The organism is Parasegetibacter sp. NRK P23 (genome assembly GCF_023721715.1).
In the GTDB taxonomy this organism is placed as follows: domain Bacteria; phylum Bacteroidota; class Bacteroidia; order Chitinophagales; family Chitinophagaceae; genus Parasegetibacter.
This window is the reverse complement of the sequence record NZ_JAMDLG010000001.1, coordinates 1,527,784-1,544,738: the sequence shown is the minus strand read 5'-3', so window position 1 is coordinate 1,544,738 and position 16,955 is coordinate 1,527,784. Positions and strand designations below refer to the sequence as shown.

The 16,955-nt window shown below is 49.0% G+C and carries 15 protein-coding genes; 4 read left to right on the top strand and 11 right to left on the bottom strand.

Annotated elements, in window-relative coordinates; all coding sequences use genetic code 11:
* The first annotated feature begins 208 nt into the window (after nucleotides 1–208).
* Nucleotides 209–847: a response regulator transcription factor gene (locus M4J38_RS06235; RefSeq protein ID WP_251758678.1), complete on the top strand. Its 639-nt coding sequence runs from the start codon at nucleotides 209–211 to the stop codon at nucleotides 845–847.
* On the opposite strand, the gene M4J38_RS06230 is transcribed toward M4J38_RS06235, so the two are convergent.
* The 8 genes from M4J38_RS06230 to M4J38_RS06195 all read right to left on the bottom strand — a co-directional run bounded on the left by M4J38_RS06230 (nucleotide 826) and on the right by M4J38_RS06195 (nucleotide 10,518).
* Nucleotides 826–1,779: a sensor histidine kinase KdpD gene (locus M4J38_RS06230; protein ID WP_251758677.1), complete on the bottom strand. Its 954-nt coding sequence runs from the start codon at nucleotides 1,777–1,779 to the stop codon at nucleotides 826–828. The genes M4J38_RS06235 and M4J38_RS06230 overlap by 22 nt on opposite strands.
* Nucleotides 1,780–2,337: 558 nt before the next feature.
* Nucleotides 2,338–3,393, bottom strand: a complete 1,056-nt coding sequence (locus tag M4J38_RS06225; protein ID WP_251758676.1) for a rhodanese-related sulfurtransferase — start codon at nucleotides 3,391–3,393, stop codon at nucleotides 2,338–2,340.
* Between the two features lie 79 nt (nucleotides 3,394–3,472).
* Nucleotides 3,473–3,655 carry a hypothetical protein gene (locus M4J38_RS06220; protein WP_251758675.1) on the bottom strand — a complete coding sequence of 61 codons (183 nt, stop codon included), beginning with the start codon at nucleotides 3,653–3,655 and terminating at the stop codon, nucleotides 3,473–3,475.
* Nucleotides 3,652–3,876: a hypothetical protein gene (locus M4J38_RS06215; protein ID WP_251758674.1), complete on the bottom strand. Its 225-nt coding sequence runs from the start codon at nucleotides 3,874–3,876 to the stop codon at nucleotides 3,652–3,654. Before M4J38_RS06215 ends, M4J38_RS06220 begins: the two co-directional genes overlap by 4 nt.
* Before the next feature lie 64 nt (nucleotides 3,877–3,940).
* The gene (locus M4J38_RS06210) at nucleotides 3,941–6,469 is read right to left on the bottom strand and encodes a DUF5686 and carboxypeptidase regulatory-like domain-containing protein (protein WP_251758673.1); all 2,529 of its coding nucleotides are present in this window, start codon (nucleotides 6,467–6,469) and stop codon (nucleotides 3,941–3,943) included.
* 57 nt (nucleotides 6,470–6,526) lie between these two features.
* Nucleotides 6,527–6,868, bottom strand: coding sequence for a hypothetical protein (locus M4J38_RS06205; RefSeq protein WP_251758672.1), 342 nt, complete (start codon nucleotides 6,866–6,868; stop codon nucleotides 6,527–6,529).
* Nucleotides 6,869–6,891: 23 nt separating this feature from the next.
* Nucleotides 6,892–9,354 (bottom strand): penicillin acylase family protein, encoded by a 2,463-nt coding sequence (locus tag M4J38_RS06200; RefSeq protein ID WP_251758671.1) that lies wholly within the window; start codon nucleotides 9,352–9,354, stop codon nucleotides 6,892–6,894.
* A 57-nt stretch (nucleotides 9,355–9,411) separates the two neighbouring features.
* Nucleotides 9,412–10,518: an aminotransferase class I/II-fold pyridoxal phosphate-dependent enzyme gene (locus tag M4J38_RS06195; RefSeq protein ID WP_251758670.1), complete on the bottom strand. Its 1,107-nt coding sequence runs from the start codon at nucleotides 10,516–10,518 to the stop codon at nucleotides 9,412–9,414.
* Between the two features lie 185 nt (nucleotides 10,519–10,703).
* Between M4J38_RS06195 and M4J38_RS06190 the strand changes: the two genes are divergently transcribed.
* The 3 genes from M4J38_RS06190 to M4J38_RS06180 all read left to right on the top strand — a co-directional run bounded on the left by M4J38_RS06190 (nucleotide 10,704) and on the right by M4J38_RS06180 (nucleotide 13,855).
* Nucleotides 10,704–11,315 (top strand): tRNA-(ms[2]io[6]A)-hydroxylase, encoded by a 612-nt coding sequence (locus M4J38_RS06190; protein ID WP_251758669.1) that lies wholly within the window; start codon nucleotides 10,704–10,706, stop codon nucleotides 11,313–11,315.
* Nucleotides 11,316–11,418: 103 nt separating this feature from the next.
* Nucleotides 11,419–12,741, top strand: a complete 1,323-nt coding sequence (locus M4J38_RS06185) for a Gfo/Idh/MocA family protein (RefSeq protein ID WP_251758668.1) — start codon at nucleotides 11,419–11,421, stop codon at nucleotides 12,739–12,741.
* A gap of 13 nt (nucleotides 12,742–12,754) precedes the next feature.
* A complete protein-coding gene (locus M4J38_RS06180) occupies nucleotides 12,755–13,855 on the top strand; it encodes a phosphotransferase enzyme family protein (RefSeq protein WP_251758667.1) in 1,101 nt (366 codons plus the stop codon).
* On the opposite strand, the gene M4J38_RS06175 is transcribed toward M4J38_RS06180, so the two are convergent.
* The 3 genes from M4J38_RS06175 to rlmB form a co-directional block, all read right to left on the bottom strand.
* On the bottom strand, nucleotides 13,818–14,798 hold the full coding sequence (locus M4J38_RS06175; protein WP_251758666.1) for a GSCFA domain-containing protein: 981 nt from the start codon (nucleotides 14,796–14,798) through the stop codon (nucleotides 13,818–13,820). The genes M4J38_RS06180 and M4J38_RS06175 overlap by 38 nt on opposite strands.
* 9 nt (nucleotides 14,799–14,807) lie before the next feature.
* A complete protein-coding gene (locus M4J38_RS06170) occupies nucleotides 14,808–15,656 on the bottom strand; it encodes a hydroxymethylglutaryl-CoA lyase (RefSeq protein WP_251758665.1) in 849 nt (282 codons plus the stop codon).
* Nucleotides 15,657–15,733: 77 nt separating this feature from the next.
* Nucleotides 15,734–16,501: a 23S rRNA (guanosine(2251)-2'-O)-methyltransferase RlmB gene (rlmB, locus tag M4J38_RS06165; protein WP_251758664.1), complete on the bottom strand. Its 768-nt coding sequence runs from the start codon at nucleotides 16,499–16,501 to the stop codon at nucleotides 15,734–15,736.
* Nucleotides 16,502–16,955 lie beyond the last annotated feature (454 nt).

Below are 16,955 nucleotides of genomic sequence, written 5' to 3'. Positions count from 1 at the left end.
AACGTAAATGGTTAAAGTGGGAAACAATGGGTAAAGAACTTTAAGTGACTGAAAGCCAACTTCTTGTTTATAAGCATTTAATTTTCAAGCGTATGCAAATAGAAAATATTCTATGCCCGCAATCCATGGTTTCGCTAACTTTACAATGATATGGTTTGGACTGATGCCAATGGTATCGTCACAATAAATATCTTTAAAACCTGGCCTCATGAAACATATACTTATCGCCGACGACCACGCCATTGTGCGGTCGGGGCTGGCGCACCTGCTGCAGAAAATCGGCATCGCCGTTTCCATCACTGAAGCCCGTTGTGGCGAAGAAGTGAGCGAACACATCAAAGCAACACAATTCGACCTGGTAGTAATGGACATTAACATGCCCAATACCGACTCGCTCAGCCTGGTGCAGTACCTGCTCGCCAAACAACCCCATCTCAGGATACTCATTTTCTCGATGAGCCCTGAACACATCTTCGCGAAGCGTTACCAGAAACTCGGTGTTTACGGTTACCTCAGTAAAGACGCGTCTGATTCTGAAATTCTCCGTTCGGTAACCCAGATACTGCTGTACAATAAGCCGTATGTAAGTGAAAAACTGATCGAAACATTCTTTTTCGATGATAAGAAACCATCCAGGCACAGCCCATTCGAATTCCTTTCCGATCGCGAAACGGAGGTAATGCGGCACCTGGTGCAAGGAAAGTCCGTTTCTGAGATATCCGCGAGTTTAAAACTGCATACTTCCACCATTGGTACACACAAAGCGCGCATTTTCGAGAAACTGCACGTCACCAATATCATAGAGTTGAACAAACTCGCGGAGGCCTACCATATGGAACTTACCTGAACGGGAATACGCACGGTAACCCGTGTGCCCTTTCCAGGCGTACTTACAATACTCAATTTGCCTTTCATTTTTTCCAGAAGGGTATGTATAACAGTATAGCCTATCCCAAAAGTTCTGGCGATGGAAACGCGGTTACCGGGCGACGCGTTCATCAGCATGTGCAACTGCCTTTCGTCCATGCCGATACCGGTGTCCTCCACCACGATGGACAGGTGCTTTTCGTGGAGCAGGGCAATCACAAGAATGTTTCCGTTCGAGGTGAACTTGTTCGCGTTATCGATCAGGTTCCTCACCACCACTTTAATTAGTTCGTAAGGCACAAGTAATTCCAGGCCTTGCGCCACCTTCATCTCCAACTGGTTTCCTTTGGAAGAAACGATCTTGCTGTACAACTCTACCACATCTTTCATGAGCGCGCCCATATCCATACGCTGCGCCTGCGGCAACTCCTCTAATGTTTTTATCTCCTGCAACAGCAGCATATCCAGCGCCAGGTGGTAAACCGCGGTCGCTTCCACCCAAAGATCTGATATGGATTCCTGGGAGATGTTCAGTTGTTCATTGGCCGCTTCATCTGCCAGTTGCCTGGCACGCATCATTAAGAAACGGAGCGGACTTTTAAGATCATGTACCACCATAGAGAAGAAGAAGTCTCTTTCTTCTTTTTCATCCTGTAAGGAAGTGCATTGCCGCTGCAACTCGTTCATAAGTTGTCTTGCATCGCGCAATTCTTCTGACTGACGCCTGATCCTTCTACGAAGTTTTTTCCTTACCCTCACTAATACAATCAATAACAATAAGGACTTCAAGAACAGCAACAGCGCAATGATCAGCCAGAAGTCTGCCTCAACAGATAAGATTTTTCCATTGCCATTACAAGCTGAAATAACACAACAGCACAGCAGGAACAAACCTGCGGATGTTCTTTTCATGGATGAGATTTTAGGGGGTGCTTGCGCACGGGGTTATCACAGCGAAAAATAAATGGAATCCCCCTGTGTAAGTATAGAAAAAGACCCATTCGGGAATAGTAAAAACACGAATATTCTTATACTTAATTTATAATCAACATTTTAAGTAAGAAAGAAATCTAAGATAAATCGAATATTTTTTACGATTTCTGGCACAAAACCTGCATTCCTTTGTTATATCATGTATAAACGAATACTTATGAAAAAACAAAAGATCAGGTATTATGAACCTGTTTCAACGCTTCGTTTATCCATATCCGTAATGTTACTTGCTGCTATGCACCTGGCCATTGTATTGGCCTACTTATCTAAAGCATAGTTATTTTTCTATGGCAGAACGGAGTTTTGTCTATATGACAGCAACGGGCCGCCATATAGCTTTGTACAAAATGAAAAACCTCAGATTCGCGATTTCAATACTTATGAAAAATCATCCTACAGACGGTCAGTTTCTACTGATGTAGCACAAAGGGTACGGGGATGGGGGCGAGAGCCCCCATTTTTTATGCATATATTCAATTATTCCGGCGACTGATCGGGAGATTTACCGATTTTCTTTTTCAACCCCTGCCTTGATTTGCTGAAGATCATTTGTCCGTTATCGGTTCCCTTTCTTTTTAACTTCTGTTCTTCTTCCGGAAGTTGCGCCGTTTCGTAACAATCTTTGCTGCAGCATCCATTAAAGGTGGCGGCGCATTGTTCACACTGAATAAAAAGCAGGTGACACCCATCGTTCTTACAGTTGGTATGCGTATCGCAAGGCGCGCCGCACTGGTGACACTGCGCGATCACTTCATCTGAAATGCGTTCGCCCAGTCTTTCATCGAAAACAAAGTTTTTGCCCCGGAACTTATTGGCCAATCCCTGCTCTTTTACTTTGTTGGCGTAGTGTATAATGCCGCCTTCGAGGTGGAACACATTTTTGAAACCGTTGTGCAGCATATAGGCGCTGGCCTTTTCGCAACGGATTCCGCCTGTGCAGTACATGATGATGTTCTTTTCCTTATCGTGCTTCAGCATGTCTACGGCCATGGGCAATTGTTCCCTGAAAGTATCACTGGGTACTTCTATGGCTTTGTCGAAATGCCCCACTTCATATTCGTAGTGGTTGCGCATATCTATCACCACCGTATCAGGATCATCCGTGAGTTTATTAAACGCTTCCGCATCCACATACTTTCCTTTGTTCCGCATATCGAAAGCCGGATCGGTGATGCCATCTGCGACTATTTTATCGCGTACTTTGATGCGCAATACCCAGAACGATTTCCCGTCATCGTCCACAGCGATGTTCAGTCTTAATCCTTCCAGGGGAGGAAAACTATACAGGTAGTTTTTCAGCGCTTCAAAGTTTGGCGTTGGAACGGATATTTGCGCGTTCACGCCTTCTGAAGCCACATAAATACGACCGAATACTTTTAACGCATTCAGTTTCAGGTACCATTCGTCCCGAAAAGCCTTTGGGTCCTCAATGGGAAAATACTGGTAGAAAGAGATGGTGGTGCGGGGCTCCGTTTCCGCATAGAGCCGCATTTTGAGTTCCTCGTTGGAAACCCGGTTGTGTAGAACTGCCATTTAAAATGAAATTTTAAGGACACTTGCCTGGTGAACAAAATTTCCGAACGGTGCAAAGGTACGATGAAGCTTCTACTTTTCAATAAATAGAATCATTCCGGGGCGCCCTGGGCATATCATGTATACCCAGCAGTTTCTTGCGCCTCTTTTCTTTTTTTTCTGAAATAAAATCATCAAGTAAAACCCAATAAATTGGAGCAGGAATACAAAATGCAACAATTGCGATCACCCAATTCAGGTTTGCCATTACCACTTCTATCATAACTTTTTGATTAAGTTCTTGATCTTGTTGTACAAAAGTGTGGTGGCAATGAGAAGAACAAAGGTAAGTAAGATGCCTGATATCAGCAATCCTCTTTCATAACCCGAATAATTGTTTTTCAAAATAATGGATGCCATACCCGAGGCACATGCCACTTTAAGCAACAATGCAGCGCGCAAGAGTTCCGTATAAAACTTAATCTGCTCTTTCACCTGGTCCATACACACTTGTTTTACAGTGTGCAAGTTATGTAGGTCCGCTGATACTGGACAGGTAGAAAAACACCTACTCGTTTCCGGCGCGGATATTTCCACCGATCAATCCACCCAAACCCAGTCTTAGCCCCACCATACCGGTTCTGCCGTTGAGCCAGGAGCCCACCACATCTACGCGGAGTACTTTGAAGATGTTCTCGATCCCAGCGAAGCCCTCAATGTAATTGTTATTTTCCCGCACGTAGAAGGCGTTTCCGCCCGCCACCAGGTTCCAGTTCAGTCTCCGGAACAAGGGTATCTTATTCGTGAGCATCCCGTTAAAATGGTGTTCCAGGTGCGCGGTGGTATAGAAGGCGGCCGTGGTGCTGTTGGCGTAATAAGGCGCAAGTTGGAAACTGTTCAGGTACTCGCCTGCAAACAATGTCTGGTTCCCATTGAAGTGTTGGTAATCCTGTATAAAAACGGATTTCCTGTTGAGGAAACCACCGATGTTCCAACGGTATTTCAACTGACCTTTCAGTTTAAAATTCATTTCATCGCTGATCCCGAGTTGCCATTTGTCGAAATTGCTTTCACTGCCGAGCAGGTCGGGAATGCCTTTTTCATACTTCAGACTAAATACAGGTTTATCGGATCCGATGGCAACTTTCCGGTAAGGGTACTCAATATAATACTGGCCGGGCTGCCAACTGAAGTTCAGGAGGAAGTTCACGGACTGGTGCCTTGCAAATTGCGCACTCAATTGTTCTACCGGATAATTTGGGGTAAAGTTTCTGGTCTTATCTGAATAAACAGAATAATCAGCGGTATTCTCCAATGGAAGCCTTTCTTCGTAACGAAGGCCGAGGCTTATGGAGAATTCGTTCTCCCAGTTCTTTTTCCAGCCCAATGAACCGAACCAGGTTTCGTACAATTTCATATAGTTCTTACGCCGCAACAAAGTGTACGCGGCATTCATAATATCGGAGATCGGCTTCTCGCGGTTGAACTGCAGGATCGTTTTACCGCCACCCGCTTCCCAGGTTCCCGCTCTTTTTGCCGACAAAGGCTCGCCCGCCACCCGGGGTTTATTTCGTGTGTACGATACCGTTCCCCAGGCGTTAAAGTGTTCGTTGCTGAAACCATACCGGGCAAAAGGCCTGAGCGAGACAGCGGTTCCGTTCTTCCAGCGTTTGTTCATATACCCCTGCGCCTGTAAAGCAATCCCTTCCACCGTATTGTATTTAACGCCCTTCGCCAACGCATCCATGCCGTAACTGAAATTATTTTTCTCCCGGAAGGTGCTCCGGTTCACCCCGGACCAGATGATCTGCATCGGTTTAACCGGCCCCTGCCGTTTCCGCAACGAGTCCAGGTTCCTGGGAAGGGAGTCGCGTCCCGCGATGAACAAGCTATCCTTTACTTTATAATCCTTTATCTCTTCCGTTTCCAATGGCACCGGCCGGATGCTGTCCCAGTAAGTCTTCGACTTTTTATTCACCGCGGTATCATACTTCACCAGTGTTTTGTTGAAATATTTTTCGGCGAAAACCGGATCAAGGTTATAGTTATTGTACACGTTCAGGAAGTTCCCGTTCGCTTTGATGCCGAACTGGGCGAAGTTAAAATACACCACCTGGTCCTTTGTGCGCCATACATTTCCGGCCACCGGCACCTGTGTCTGGCGGATGGAAAGACTGTCCAGCAGTTGCAACTGGGATGTTTTAGTGAGCACAAGATCGAGGCTGTGTATCCGCCAGTCGCCTTCCGTGATGCGGATGGTACCTGAAAAAAGCGGTTCGTATTTTCGGCGGGCGATGACCTGTATATCGTGTATTTCCTTCCCATCTTCCACGAAAGAACCGAGGTATTTGTACCGGTAAAAGTTCATCGCGTTTTCCGCCACGGGGGAAACGAATCCGCGGGGATTCAACTGGCTCACCATCACGTTGACCTGGTTTTCATAGAAATTGATGAACGTAGGGAAATTGAATCCGTAACCCGATGAACCGCTTTGCCTGCCCGACCGCACTTCCAGTTTAAGCTGCCCTGGTTTTTTAAACGCAATGTCCGTGATGGATTCAGAAAGAAACATCACACCTTTCCCTGCCGAATCAACGCCCATCTCCTCTTTGTCCTTTTCTTCTATCTTCTGCCCGAAAATACGGGAAGGGAGTTTTTCGGTCCTTACAATGGTTTTGATATAAGCTTCGCAGGTGAAAGCATCCACAGGATCAACGTAATCCTTCCGTTTCCTGATGGCCTGGCGCATGATTTCATAGGCGGGATCTTCCGCTCCGGGCCTTATCACCACTTCATCCAGGTCCAGCGCCTGTTTGCTTAAACTGAAATCAACCGTCAGCGCGGCATTGCCCACCACGACTTTTTTCTCGGCCCTTGTATGGCCGATATACTGACACACTAAGGTGTAGGTTCCCGCAGGAAGATCAAGGTAGTAAGTACCTTTTTCTCCGGAGGTGGTGCCTGTTGTGGAACCTTTTACAAATATGGAGGCGAATGGAAGCGGCTGTCCTTTATCATCCGTTACGTTTCCGCTGATGCGCGTGGCGAAGCAGGATAAAGAGACCAGCAGGCAAAGAAGGGGTAGCAGTATTTTCATTGGTATAAAGCTGTACAACGAAAATACCTTTCCTCCTGTTACAGAAATGGTAAAGATTTATCGCTTGCGGAGGTATGCGCCTGAAAGCGCCGCCAATCCACCAATCAGGGCGCCCAGCAAACAGGTTACCGGGATCAGCACAGCAGCGCCACCTTTAACGGAAAGTACATTCCCTACCCTTTCCGCCATTACACCATTGTTGTTGCTATTCAGGAACAGCAGCAATACCAGCCATAACAGCAATACACCCATAAACCCCGCTAGGAAGGATTTGAAGGGCTGCTGCGGAATGAGTGCGCCTACGGCGAATACGGCTACGGCAAATGCCCACCAGGGAAAATACAATCCCGCCACAAAAGATAAAAGGGCCGAAAGCAGTATGGATACTATAAGTTTCATCTGAATAAATTTGGGGTGATGGATCAGGATGCGGGTTCAAAATGCAGCGTCCACTTCACACGGGGATCAGCGGCTTCAGTTTGCTTCATCATCCAGAGTTTGTAGTATTTCCCCGCGGCCCAGTCGTCCACGAAATTATCATAGTACTTGCTGGAAGGATTCCCGTTCTGACCACCCGGATAAATACCATACGCTTCCGTTTCATCCGTAAGGTGCACCACCATTTTCCAGCTGGGTCCATGGAATTGTTTGGTCGCGTTGATGATATGCCTTCCGCCTCCGGTAGTCAGGTGGAACCTGCTCAGTGCTTCCATGCGCAGAAGGTGGCGGATGCCCGTATCCTTGAATTTACTCCAGGCGAGGGTATTATTCTGCTCCAATACTTCGAGTTGCGCGGAGGCTTTTTTGAAAGCGGCGGTAACCACATCGAACAGGGTTTCCGCAGCAGGCGTTTCTATATTGTTGATGAAAGGGAATGCGCTGTCCTTCAGCAATTGCTCCGCGAGGGTATATTCTTCCGGCCATGTATATACGCCGTTTACCTGTTTAAATTCATCGTACCATATTTCCTGTTCCAGGGAATCGAACCAATGCGAAAACACGGTGGCCCCAATGGATTCCGGGGTGTTCTCCAGGTTCCAGGCGTCGAGTATCTGGGCGAACTTTTGTTCTTTGGGCGAAAGTTTTGAACGGTCGAGGTATTTCCGGAAGATGGGCATGGCGGTTTCCGCGAACAGGTTGTAGTTATCGTTCTGCAAACGTTGCATATCGGCTGGTGTAATGCCGTACATGCCCGATAGCTTCCGGTTAATGATCTTTCCGCGGTACAGGTCATGTACCCCGCCAATATAATACGGATAACTGGAATCAACGGGGAGTTGGTTGGCGCTGCTCACGAATCCGCGTTCTGGGTTCACGAGGTGCGCATTCTCGATTCTCGGGATAAAGCCCTGCCAGAAAAAAGTGCTATCGTCACCCGGCATCACGAAATCGCCTTGTCTGCGCCATTTAGCCGGGAAGTCTGCCTGTTGCCACAACGCGATGTCGCCCGATTTTGACGCGAATATGCAACTCTGGCCGGTGCTACCCAGGTTCTGGATGGCCTGCAGATAATCGTTGTAATTGCGGGCCTTGTTGAGCATGTAGAACATGCGCCATTCGTTGGAGCCATCGTGCGCTTTCCATTTCACGGCGAAGTTCCTTTGCTGCGGCGCTCTTCCTTCACCGCTGAAACTTGCGTCGTACATAACCGGGCCTATATTCGTGTATGCCACTGTGTCTCTGAAAACACCACCGCCCGCAATACCGTGTTCTTCCACGCGGAACTGCGTCATGTGCCAGGAGGAGTCGAACCAGTATTGGCTGCGCGAAGCATCTTTGAACTTCACTTCGTAATAATCGCGCACATCACGCATGGCGTTGGTGAAGCCCCAGGCGCAGCTGTCGTTATAGCCGATAATCACACTCGGTACACCGGCGAAGCTCACGCCGTTGGCAGAGAAGCCGGGGGTATGCAACTGTATTTCGTACCACAGGGAGGGCATCGACAAACTAAGGTGCGGATCGCTACAAAGAATAGGTTTCCCGCTGGCGGTGCGTGTTCCGGCCACGGCCCAGTTGTTGCTGCCATTGTCTTTATCAGGACGGGAGAAACTCACCTGCACACTGTCTTTCCATTGGAAATAGAGTGAATCTGCGGTTAATGGTGTAACCGGGAGCGGTCTTGTGGGGGTGAACGTTGTTCCTTTGGGAACGATTGGGTCAAGCGAATCCTGTGTTACGGGATATAATTTATTGAAATCGGCCTGGGAGAATACCGCTTTGGCATTGGTGTATTCAAAATCATGTTCGGCACCGGAAAGATCGTAACTCATGTACATCACGAAGAGCGCAATCTTTTTCATGGTCCAGGGTTCGGGCTTGTAGTCGAGCAATTTGTATTCGAGGGGAATATCGCTTTCGCGGAGGGAGGCAATATATGCGTTCACACCTGCGGTGTATGCTTCACAAACCCTTTTGGTATCGGGGTCACGATGCATGGTTTCCAGCGTCTTTTCCGCGCCGTACACCATACCGAGGCGGCGCATCTGGCGGTCGTAATTCAGGATGGCGCTGTCTTTACCTACCCCTAGTATTTCGGTGAGCCTGCCTGCGGCCGCGTGGGTCTGGAACTCCATTTGCCAGAGCCGGAACTTTGCATGAAGGTAGCCCTGCACATAAAATGCGTCCTCTTCCTGGTCGGCGAAAACATGGGGTACCAGGCGTTCATCGAAGTAAACGGAAGCTTTCCCTTTTAAGCCATTCAGCGCAAGCTTTCCGCCAAAGTCTTCCTCTGCGGGAGCCGCGTTCTGCCAGAACCCGTGCTGCGGACTTAAAAATCCACCCAACCGGGGCGTTTCGGAACCGCCCACATTCCAGCGTGTGTTCAAAACCGTTACCAGACCTATCGTTGCCGCCGCGCTTACCAGGAAAGGGATTGTTCTCATATCGCTTGTTTCTTCTTGTAATGTACAAAAAAAGCGCTTTTCCCCCAGTAAACAGCATCAGGCCAGTAAAACCTGTTGCAGATGACGCAGATCATCTTCGGTATTGAAGGCATGAAACACCAGCCTTATGCGTTCTCTGCCGGCCGGTACAGTGGGACTTAGAATAGCCCTGGCCTGTATACCAGCTTCCAGCAGCTTCAGTTCTACTTTTTTAACGGCATCGGTACCCGGTACCACGATGCCCTGGATAGCCGTGGGCGACTCCAGTTTTTCAAAAGGAACCTCCAGTTTCTTCCAGGCCGCGATCAACCGGCTGAGACCTGCCCTTTCCTCCTGCATTTCGGGAACCACACTGTAGGCTGCTTCAATAGCCGCCAGTGCAGCTTCGGGCAGCGCCGTGGTATATATAAAGGAGCGGCAGTAATTCACGAGAAAGTCCATCAGCATAGACGAACCAGCGATCACCGCGCCATGGCAGCCCATGGCTTTTCCGAAAGTATAGATGCGCGCGAAACATTTTTTGTGCAGTTCCATGGATTGCGCCAGGCCCTCTCCTTTTTCTCCCAAAACACCCACGCCATGCGCTTCGTCAATAATCAGGTGGGCACGATACGCTTCGGCTATGGAAGCCAGTTCTTCCATGGGCGGCATATCTCCGTCCATGGAAAACACTGATTCAGTGACGATGAATCTTTCGCCCTGGCAGGGGATATCCAGTTTCCGGCGGAGGTCATCCATATTGTTGTGCCTGAAATTGTAGCTTTTCGCGAAGCTGAGCCGGATGCCGTCGCGGATACTGGCATGTGCCAGCGCATCGTAAATCACATGATCATTTTTCTGGGGAACGGAACTGAGGAGCCCGAGGTTGGCATCGTAACCGGAATTAAAGATCAGTGCGTCCTCTGAATCGTGGAAAGCGGCCAGTTTTGCTTCCAGCGCCTCCGCCAGGGCGCAGTTCCCGGCCAGTAACCTGGAGCCGGTGCTGCCGTGTTTCCAGCAGGCATAGGGATAGTGCTCTTTCAGCCAGTCCTCGATTTTTCCGGCCTGTACCACGCCGAGGTAATCGTTGGAAGACAAGTCGGTGCTTTGGTCGGGTAATACCAGCGACCTGAACGCATTGGTTTCTTTGCGCTCGTGTAGTTTTGCGCGGAGGTATAGGGGCATCGGAAAAAACTTTGAATCACAAAGGTCAACAAAAAACATGAGGTGAAACAACCGTATTTTCCCTTAGTGTTAACACCTGTTTTACACGGAGTTGCCCTGAAAAAACAATTAGTGTTTCAACGAAAACCTTTCGCTTTCCCGACAGTTCATTCCCGCCGGAAGCGCACGGTTCCTATCTTTGAAGCATGGAACAACTTTCTGAAGATACACGCAACATCCTGGGCCTTCAGTTACCCACCGATCCCCGTTGGGTTGACCTCGCCGGTATTTCCCTCCAGGCTATCCTTACCGACCATGCCTGGTGCGAGCAGAAAGCCGCCAATACCTGCATCAGTCTCATTCAGAAGTATTCAGACAAAAATCTGCTGGTGGAGGAATTATCGCCCATCGTAACGGAAGAATGGGGGCATTTCAGGCTGGTATTATCGGAACTGAAAAAACGCGGACTCGCATTAGGAAAACAGCGGAAAGACCTATACGTAAACGGCCTGCTGAATTTCACGGTAAAGGGCGGCAGCACCGAAGCGTACTTCCTGGATAAATTGCTTATCATGGCGCTGATTGAAGCCAGAAGTTGCGAACGCTTTAAACGATTAAGTGAGGGGCTGAATGACCAATACATGCGCAAATTTTACCGCCGCTTCATGGAAAGTGAAGCCGGGCACTACCGTTTATTCATTGAACTGGCGGAACATTACCTCCCGAAAGAGCAGGTCCGGACCCGTTGGAAAGCTTGGCTGGAATACGAAGCAACGCTCCTTTCTTCCCAGGAATTGAGGGGCGACCGCATCCATTAAGGCTTACACAAACGTTTTCGTTAAAATATCTGAAAATGCGCAAACGTTTGTCGTTTTTTCCATTGAAAGCCAATCCCTAATTTCAGGCATCAATAAGGAAAAAATGGATAGAAGAAACTTTGTAAAGCAGTCTGCGATTGCTGCCGCCGGACTCGCGATCCTTCCCTCGGGAAGTCTTTTCGCACAGAATAAGAAAGTCCGCCTCGCTTTTATAGGTGTTGGATACAGGGGTCAGAACCACCTCGACAATGCCCTCCGTCGCAGTGATGTGGACGTGGTAGCCATCTGCGACATCAACGACAGAATGCTCGAAATGTCGAAAAAAGTCTTCGCCAGAAACAACAAAACCGTTCCCAAAATATTCACCGGCGATCCCTATGCCTGGAAGAAAATGCTGGAAATGAAAGACATCGACGGGGTCATCATTTCCACCCCCTGGGAATGGCACAAGCCGATGATCATCAGCAGCATCGAATCAGGTATAAAATACATCGGTTCCGAGGTAATGATCGGTATTACCCTTCAGGACCATTGGGACGTGGTACATGCCGCCGAGAAAGCACAGGCGCATGTGATGATGTTAGAAAACGTATGCTACCGCCGTGATGTGATGGCCGCCCTCAATATGGTGCGCCAAGGCGTTTTCGGGGAGATCATACACCTCCAGGGCGGTTACCAGCACGACCTTCGTGCCGTTAAATTCGATGGCGCGGAATTCGGGGAGAAAGGCTTCTCCGAAGCCAGTTGGAGAACACTGCACTCCGTTCACCGTAACGGGGACCTGTATCCCACACACGGTATCGGACCAGTTGCCAACTACATCAACATCAACAGGGGTAACAAGTTCCTTAGCCTGAACTCCTTCAGCAGCAAAGCCCGCGGCCTGCACAACTATGTGGTGGAAAAAGGCGGGGAGAACCACCCCAACGCCAAAGTAAACTTCAAACTCGGCGATGTGGTGACCACTTCCATTGATTGCGCAAACGGCGAAACCATCCTCCTTCAACACGATACCAACCTGCCACGCCCCTACTCACTCGGCTTCCGCGTTCAGGGAACGAAAGGCCTGTGGATGGACGTAAATAAATCCGTGCACATCGAAGGCGTGAGTAAGGCACACCAGTGGGACGAAGCAAAAACCTGGTTCGAGAAATACGACCACCCGCTGTGGGCACGCTGGAGCAAATCGACCGAAGGCGCGGGACATGGTGGTATGGACTTCTTCGTACTGCACGCTTTCGTGGAATCCATCAAACGCAAAACCCCCACGCCAATGGATGTGTACGACGCCGCCGCTTGGAGCGCCATCACACCCCTTAGCGAACAATCTATAGAATTGGGTAACCAAACTGTTGAATTCCCCGACTTCACCGGAGGAGAATGGATGCACCGGAAGCCTGTTTTCGCTTTAAACGACGAGTACTGATCCAACAATTCACATGAACCTGGCTACGATTCAACATATACTGCCCCAATTTGGTATCGACCCCGCCCACGCGGAAATCAATCCCCTCGGGAATGGGTTGATCAACCATACCTATAAAATAACGGATCATCTGCGGCACATCAACATTGTGCTGCAGGTGGTCAACACCGCCGTGTTTCACCAACCGGAAGACATCCAGCACAACTACCTTATCGTACGGAATTACCTGGCACAAACAGGGAGCACCATCGCACTTCCAAGGCCGTTGCTAACCACAAAAGGGGAAATGGGATACACCGATGATGAAAACCGCTTCTGGCGCGGATTTGAATTCATCGAAAACACTTATTCCCCCGACCTGGCCCACAATACGCAACTCGCCTACACCGCCGCACGTTGCTTCGGACAATTCACCCACGAGCTGAACGGCTCTAACATCCACCTGCTCCGGGAAATACTTCCGCGGTTCCACGACCTTGGCTACCGCTTCGAACAATTTGAAGAAGCCATCCTGAACGCCGTGCCCGATAGAAAAATCCGGGCTGAAGAACTAGTGGACGGACTATTAAAGAAAGCTTATATCCTGAGTTTCTTTAACAGCATCCTTCAAAACCCGGACTACAGGATACGCGTGATGCACCACGATACCAAAGTGAGCAATATCCTCTTTAATAAGGATTCAAATGAAGTGGTTTGCCCCGTAGACATGGACACCGTAATGCCCGGAAGGTTCTACTCCGATATTGGCGACATGATCCGGACCATGACCTGCAGCGTAGACGAGAACAGTACCGATTTTAACGCGATCCACATCCGGAAAGAATACTATAAAGCCATCCTGAACGGTTACCTCCATGAAATGGCGCACAGCTTCACGGTGGAGGAAATGCGGCATATTCATTATTCAGGGCTGATTATGATCTACCAGCAGGCGCTGCGCTTTATGACCGATTTTCTGAAAGGAGATGTGTATTACCGGACAAGGTACCCAGATCATAACCTGGACAGGGCACGTAACCAGTTTTGTTTACTGGAGAGCCTGGAACAATTCCTGAAAGAAGAGTACAATTTCCCCGTCAGGATCCCTGCGCAAAATACAGTAGTTCCCGGCTAAGGTCGAGGTAATCATATTTTTTCTGCAGGGCGGCCGTGCGCGTAAGCTGGTCCTGCAGGAATTTTTTATGTTGAGTGGTCTCCGGGTTAAAAGGACGGTGCCTGTAAGCCAGGTCGGTTTTCCGCAACTCTTCCAGCAGGGAAATGGTGTCCTCGTCAAAACAACTTTCCGCCAGTCTCTCCCATACATAACCGGTAGCCTGGTAATTGGGGTGAACCATGTCTTCAGCGTAAAAACGGTAATCGCGAAGGTCATCTATCACCAGTTCGTAGGCGGGGAAATAATACAGTCCCTCAAACTTATCCACCAGGTGGTGCACGGCCTGGATCAACACCGCCTTACTCCGGTTGTTTTCCACCATTCCCTCGCGGAGGTGCCGCACTGGACTGATGGTGAAAATCACCTTAATAGCAGGGTTGAAAAAACGGAGCCGGTGGATCGTGTTATCCATCGCGGCCAATACATCTTCAACAGAAAGCAGCTTTCGGCGGAATATATTCGCGGGTGCCTTATGGCAGTTCGCCACGGGTTGATTGTTCTCCGCCAGTTCATAAGAAAATGCTGAACCCAGCGTAATGATTACCCATTCTGTTTGTTGAAGGAAGCTGTGTGCTTCGTTTACCGCATCATTGATCTTTTGGAGGGCAGCCTGCGGGTCAGGCGCGGAGAAACGGCTGTGGTGGTCCCAACTGTGCCAGGTTTCATTCAGTTCGAACAATTCATCCGCGGTGTACACCCGTTTCTCAATGTAGGCCCGGATGGCGGTAGCGATGCTGACAGGATTAAAAAGGATACCATGCGGGTTCTCCAGCACCCGGAATTTTCCTGCCCTTAATTTCTCACCGATGTGTTCTGAAAAGCAGGACCCGATCAGTAGGATGGGCTGCCGGTGCCGGATCGGCTCCTTCATTTTCTTTACGGCTAGCGCTCTTCTGAATTCCATCTGGCAAATTTACAGGAAAATACGCTGCGCCAACTGTACGCATTGCGCCAGTTCAGCTTGATCAATGCCCGAATCAAAGCCTTTTTCTTCCAGGAAAAAAATCAACTGCTCCATGGGTATATTGCCTACGAGCGCATTACCAGACAATGGGCAGCCACCAAACCCCATGATCGCGCCATCGAAGCGGACACAACCTGCTTCCAATGCGGCGTCTATCTTATCTTTCCAGGAATCAGGCGTCGCGTGCAGGTGAACGCCTATTGTTGTACCTGGAAAACTACGTATGATGTTGCTTGTTATATCGAATATTTCTTCCGGCGTCGCCACTCCAACCGTATCGGCCAGCGAAATAATATTGATGCCGGCCGCCACCATTTTTTCCGACCACTCCGCCACCAGTGCATTGTTGAACGGATCTTCGTAAGGATTGCCAAAACCCATCGAAAGATACACCACCAGTTCCTTCCCGGTCCGCACGCACAAGTCCTGTATCTGCTTTACTCTTTCGTAAGCTTCTTCTCTTCCGGCATTGGTGTTCCGCTGCTGAAAAGTTTCAGAAAGGGAGAAGGGAAACCCAATGTATTTGATCTTAGAAGAAGCCGCGGCCATTTCCGCTCCGCGAAGATTGCCCACGATAGCCAGCAACTGGGTATTGGAAGAAGGTAATGCGCTCAACACCTCCTGTGTGTCGGCCATTTGGGGAATGGCTTTGGGATTCACGAAACTGCCGAAGTCGAGCGTATGGAAACCGGCTTTCAGCAAAGCTGTTTCGTACGCGATTTTGGAAGCCGTGGGGATGAAATGTTCCCACCCCTGCATGGCGTCCCGCGGACATTCGATGAGTTGAAGTGGCTTCAAATTTTGAATTTTGAATGTTGAATTTTGGATGACAGGCGCTAATTCATCATTCAAAATTCAGCAGTTAAAATCGGGCTTTATCCCCGCTGGCGCATCGTTTCGTACAGCATCATACCAGTGGCAACGGATACATTGAGCGATTCGAAATCTCCTTTCATGGGAATCCTGAATTGCTGATCGCATATCTTCATGAGGGAGGGCTGTATTCCTTTTTCCTCGCTTCCTATCACCAGGGCGCAGGGGATGGAAAGATCGATGTCGCGGATGCCCGTTTCGGCGGTCATCTCGCTGGCGAAAACCTGGAGACCATTAAGGTGCATATCATCCACGGCTTTCATCAGGCTGTTCACACGGCATACGGGTATTTTTTCCAAAGCTCCGGCAGAAGTGAGTATAGCATCATCATTGAGGGCACCTACTCCTTTATCTGGGATCACGATGGCATGAACACCGCAACAATACGCGGTGCGCGCGATGGCGCCAATGTTGCGGATATCGGTAACGCCGTCAAGGATCAGGAGCAAAGGCACTTCACCTTTGTCTACGACGTAAGAGATCACCTGTTGCAGGTCGTAATACCTTATTTTGGAGATCACGGCCACAAACCCGTTGTGGTCCGTTACGTGGAAAGCGTTCAGTTTCTCCACGGGTACCCGGTTCACGGGCACCTGGTGTTCCTGGGCCAGTTTCCGCACCACATCGGCAGCCTGTCCGGTAAGATTATTCTGCATATAAATCCGGTCGAGGGCCTTTCCTTCCTGTAAGGCTTTGGAAATGGCTTCAGGACCCACGATAAGAGTACTTTTTTTGGGACGTTGCTGCTGGTTTGTACGAAAAGTGCGCATGGTGATTTTTAAGGTAGGGGCAAAAATACGGAAAGACGTTGGTTCACGCAAAGACGCTGCAGTAGATCACGCCAAGACGCAACAGCAGACTGCTTCGTACCTCGCAGGGGCAAGGACGCAAAGGGTGGCTGCATTGGTGAAATGTAAATGATTTTCAGGAAGCAAGGGAGCAGCTGAATTAGTTGAGATGTAAATCGTTTTAAGCATTGGAAGATGGGCTTTGAGTGATCCAATCGTTCATTTATTACAGCAGGCTTGGCGTTCATTAAGTTCAAAAAAAGAGGACGTACCTAAAAGGTACGCCCTCAATATTATTAAACTCAAAGGTTATAAACCAATTACACAGGGATGCTATTACTCCACAGCCCGTTGCGTCCTTGCTCCTTTGCGTCTCGTATGTTTGTGTTGTTGTAATAATTTAGCTTAATCAATGTGAAAAGTCAGGGAACCCAAA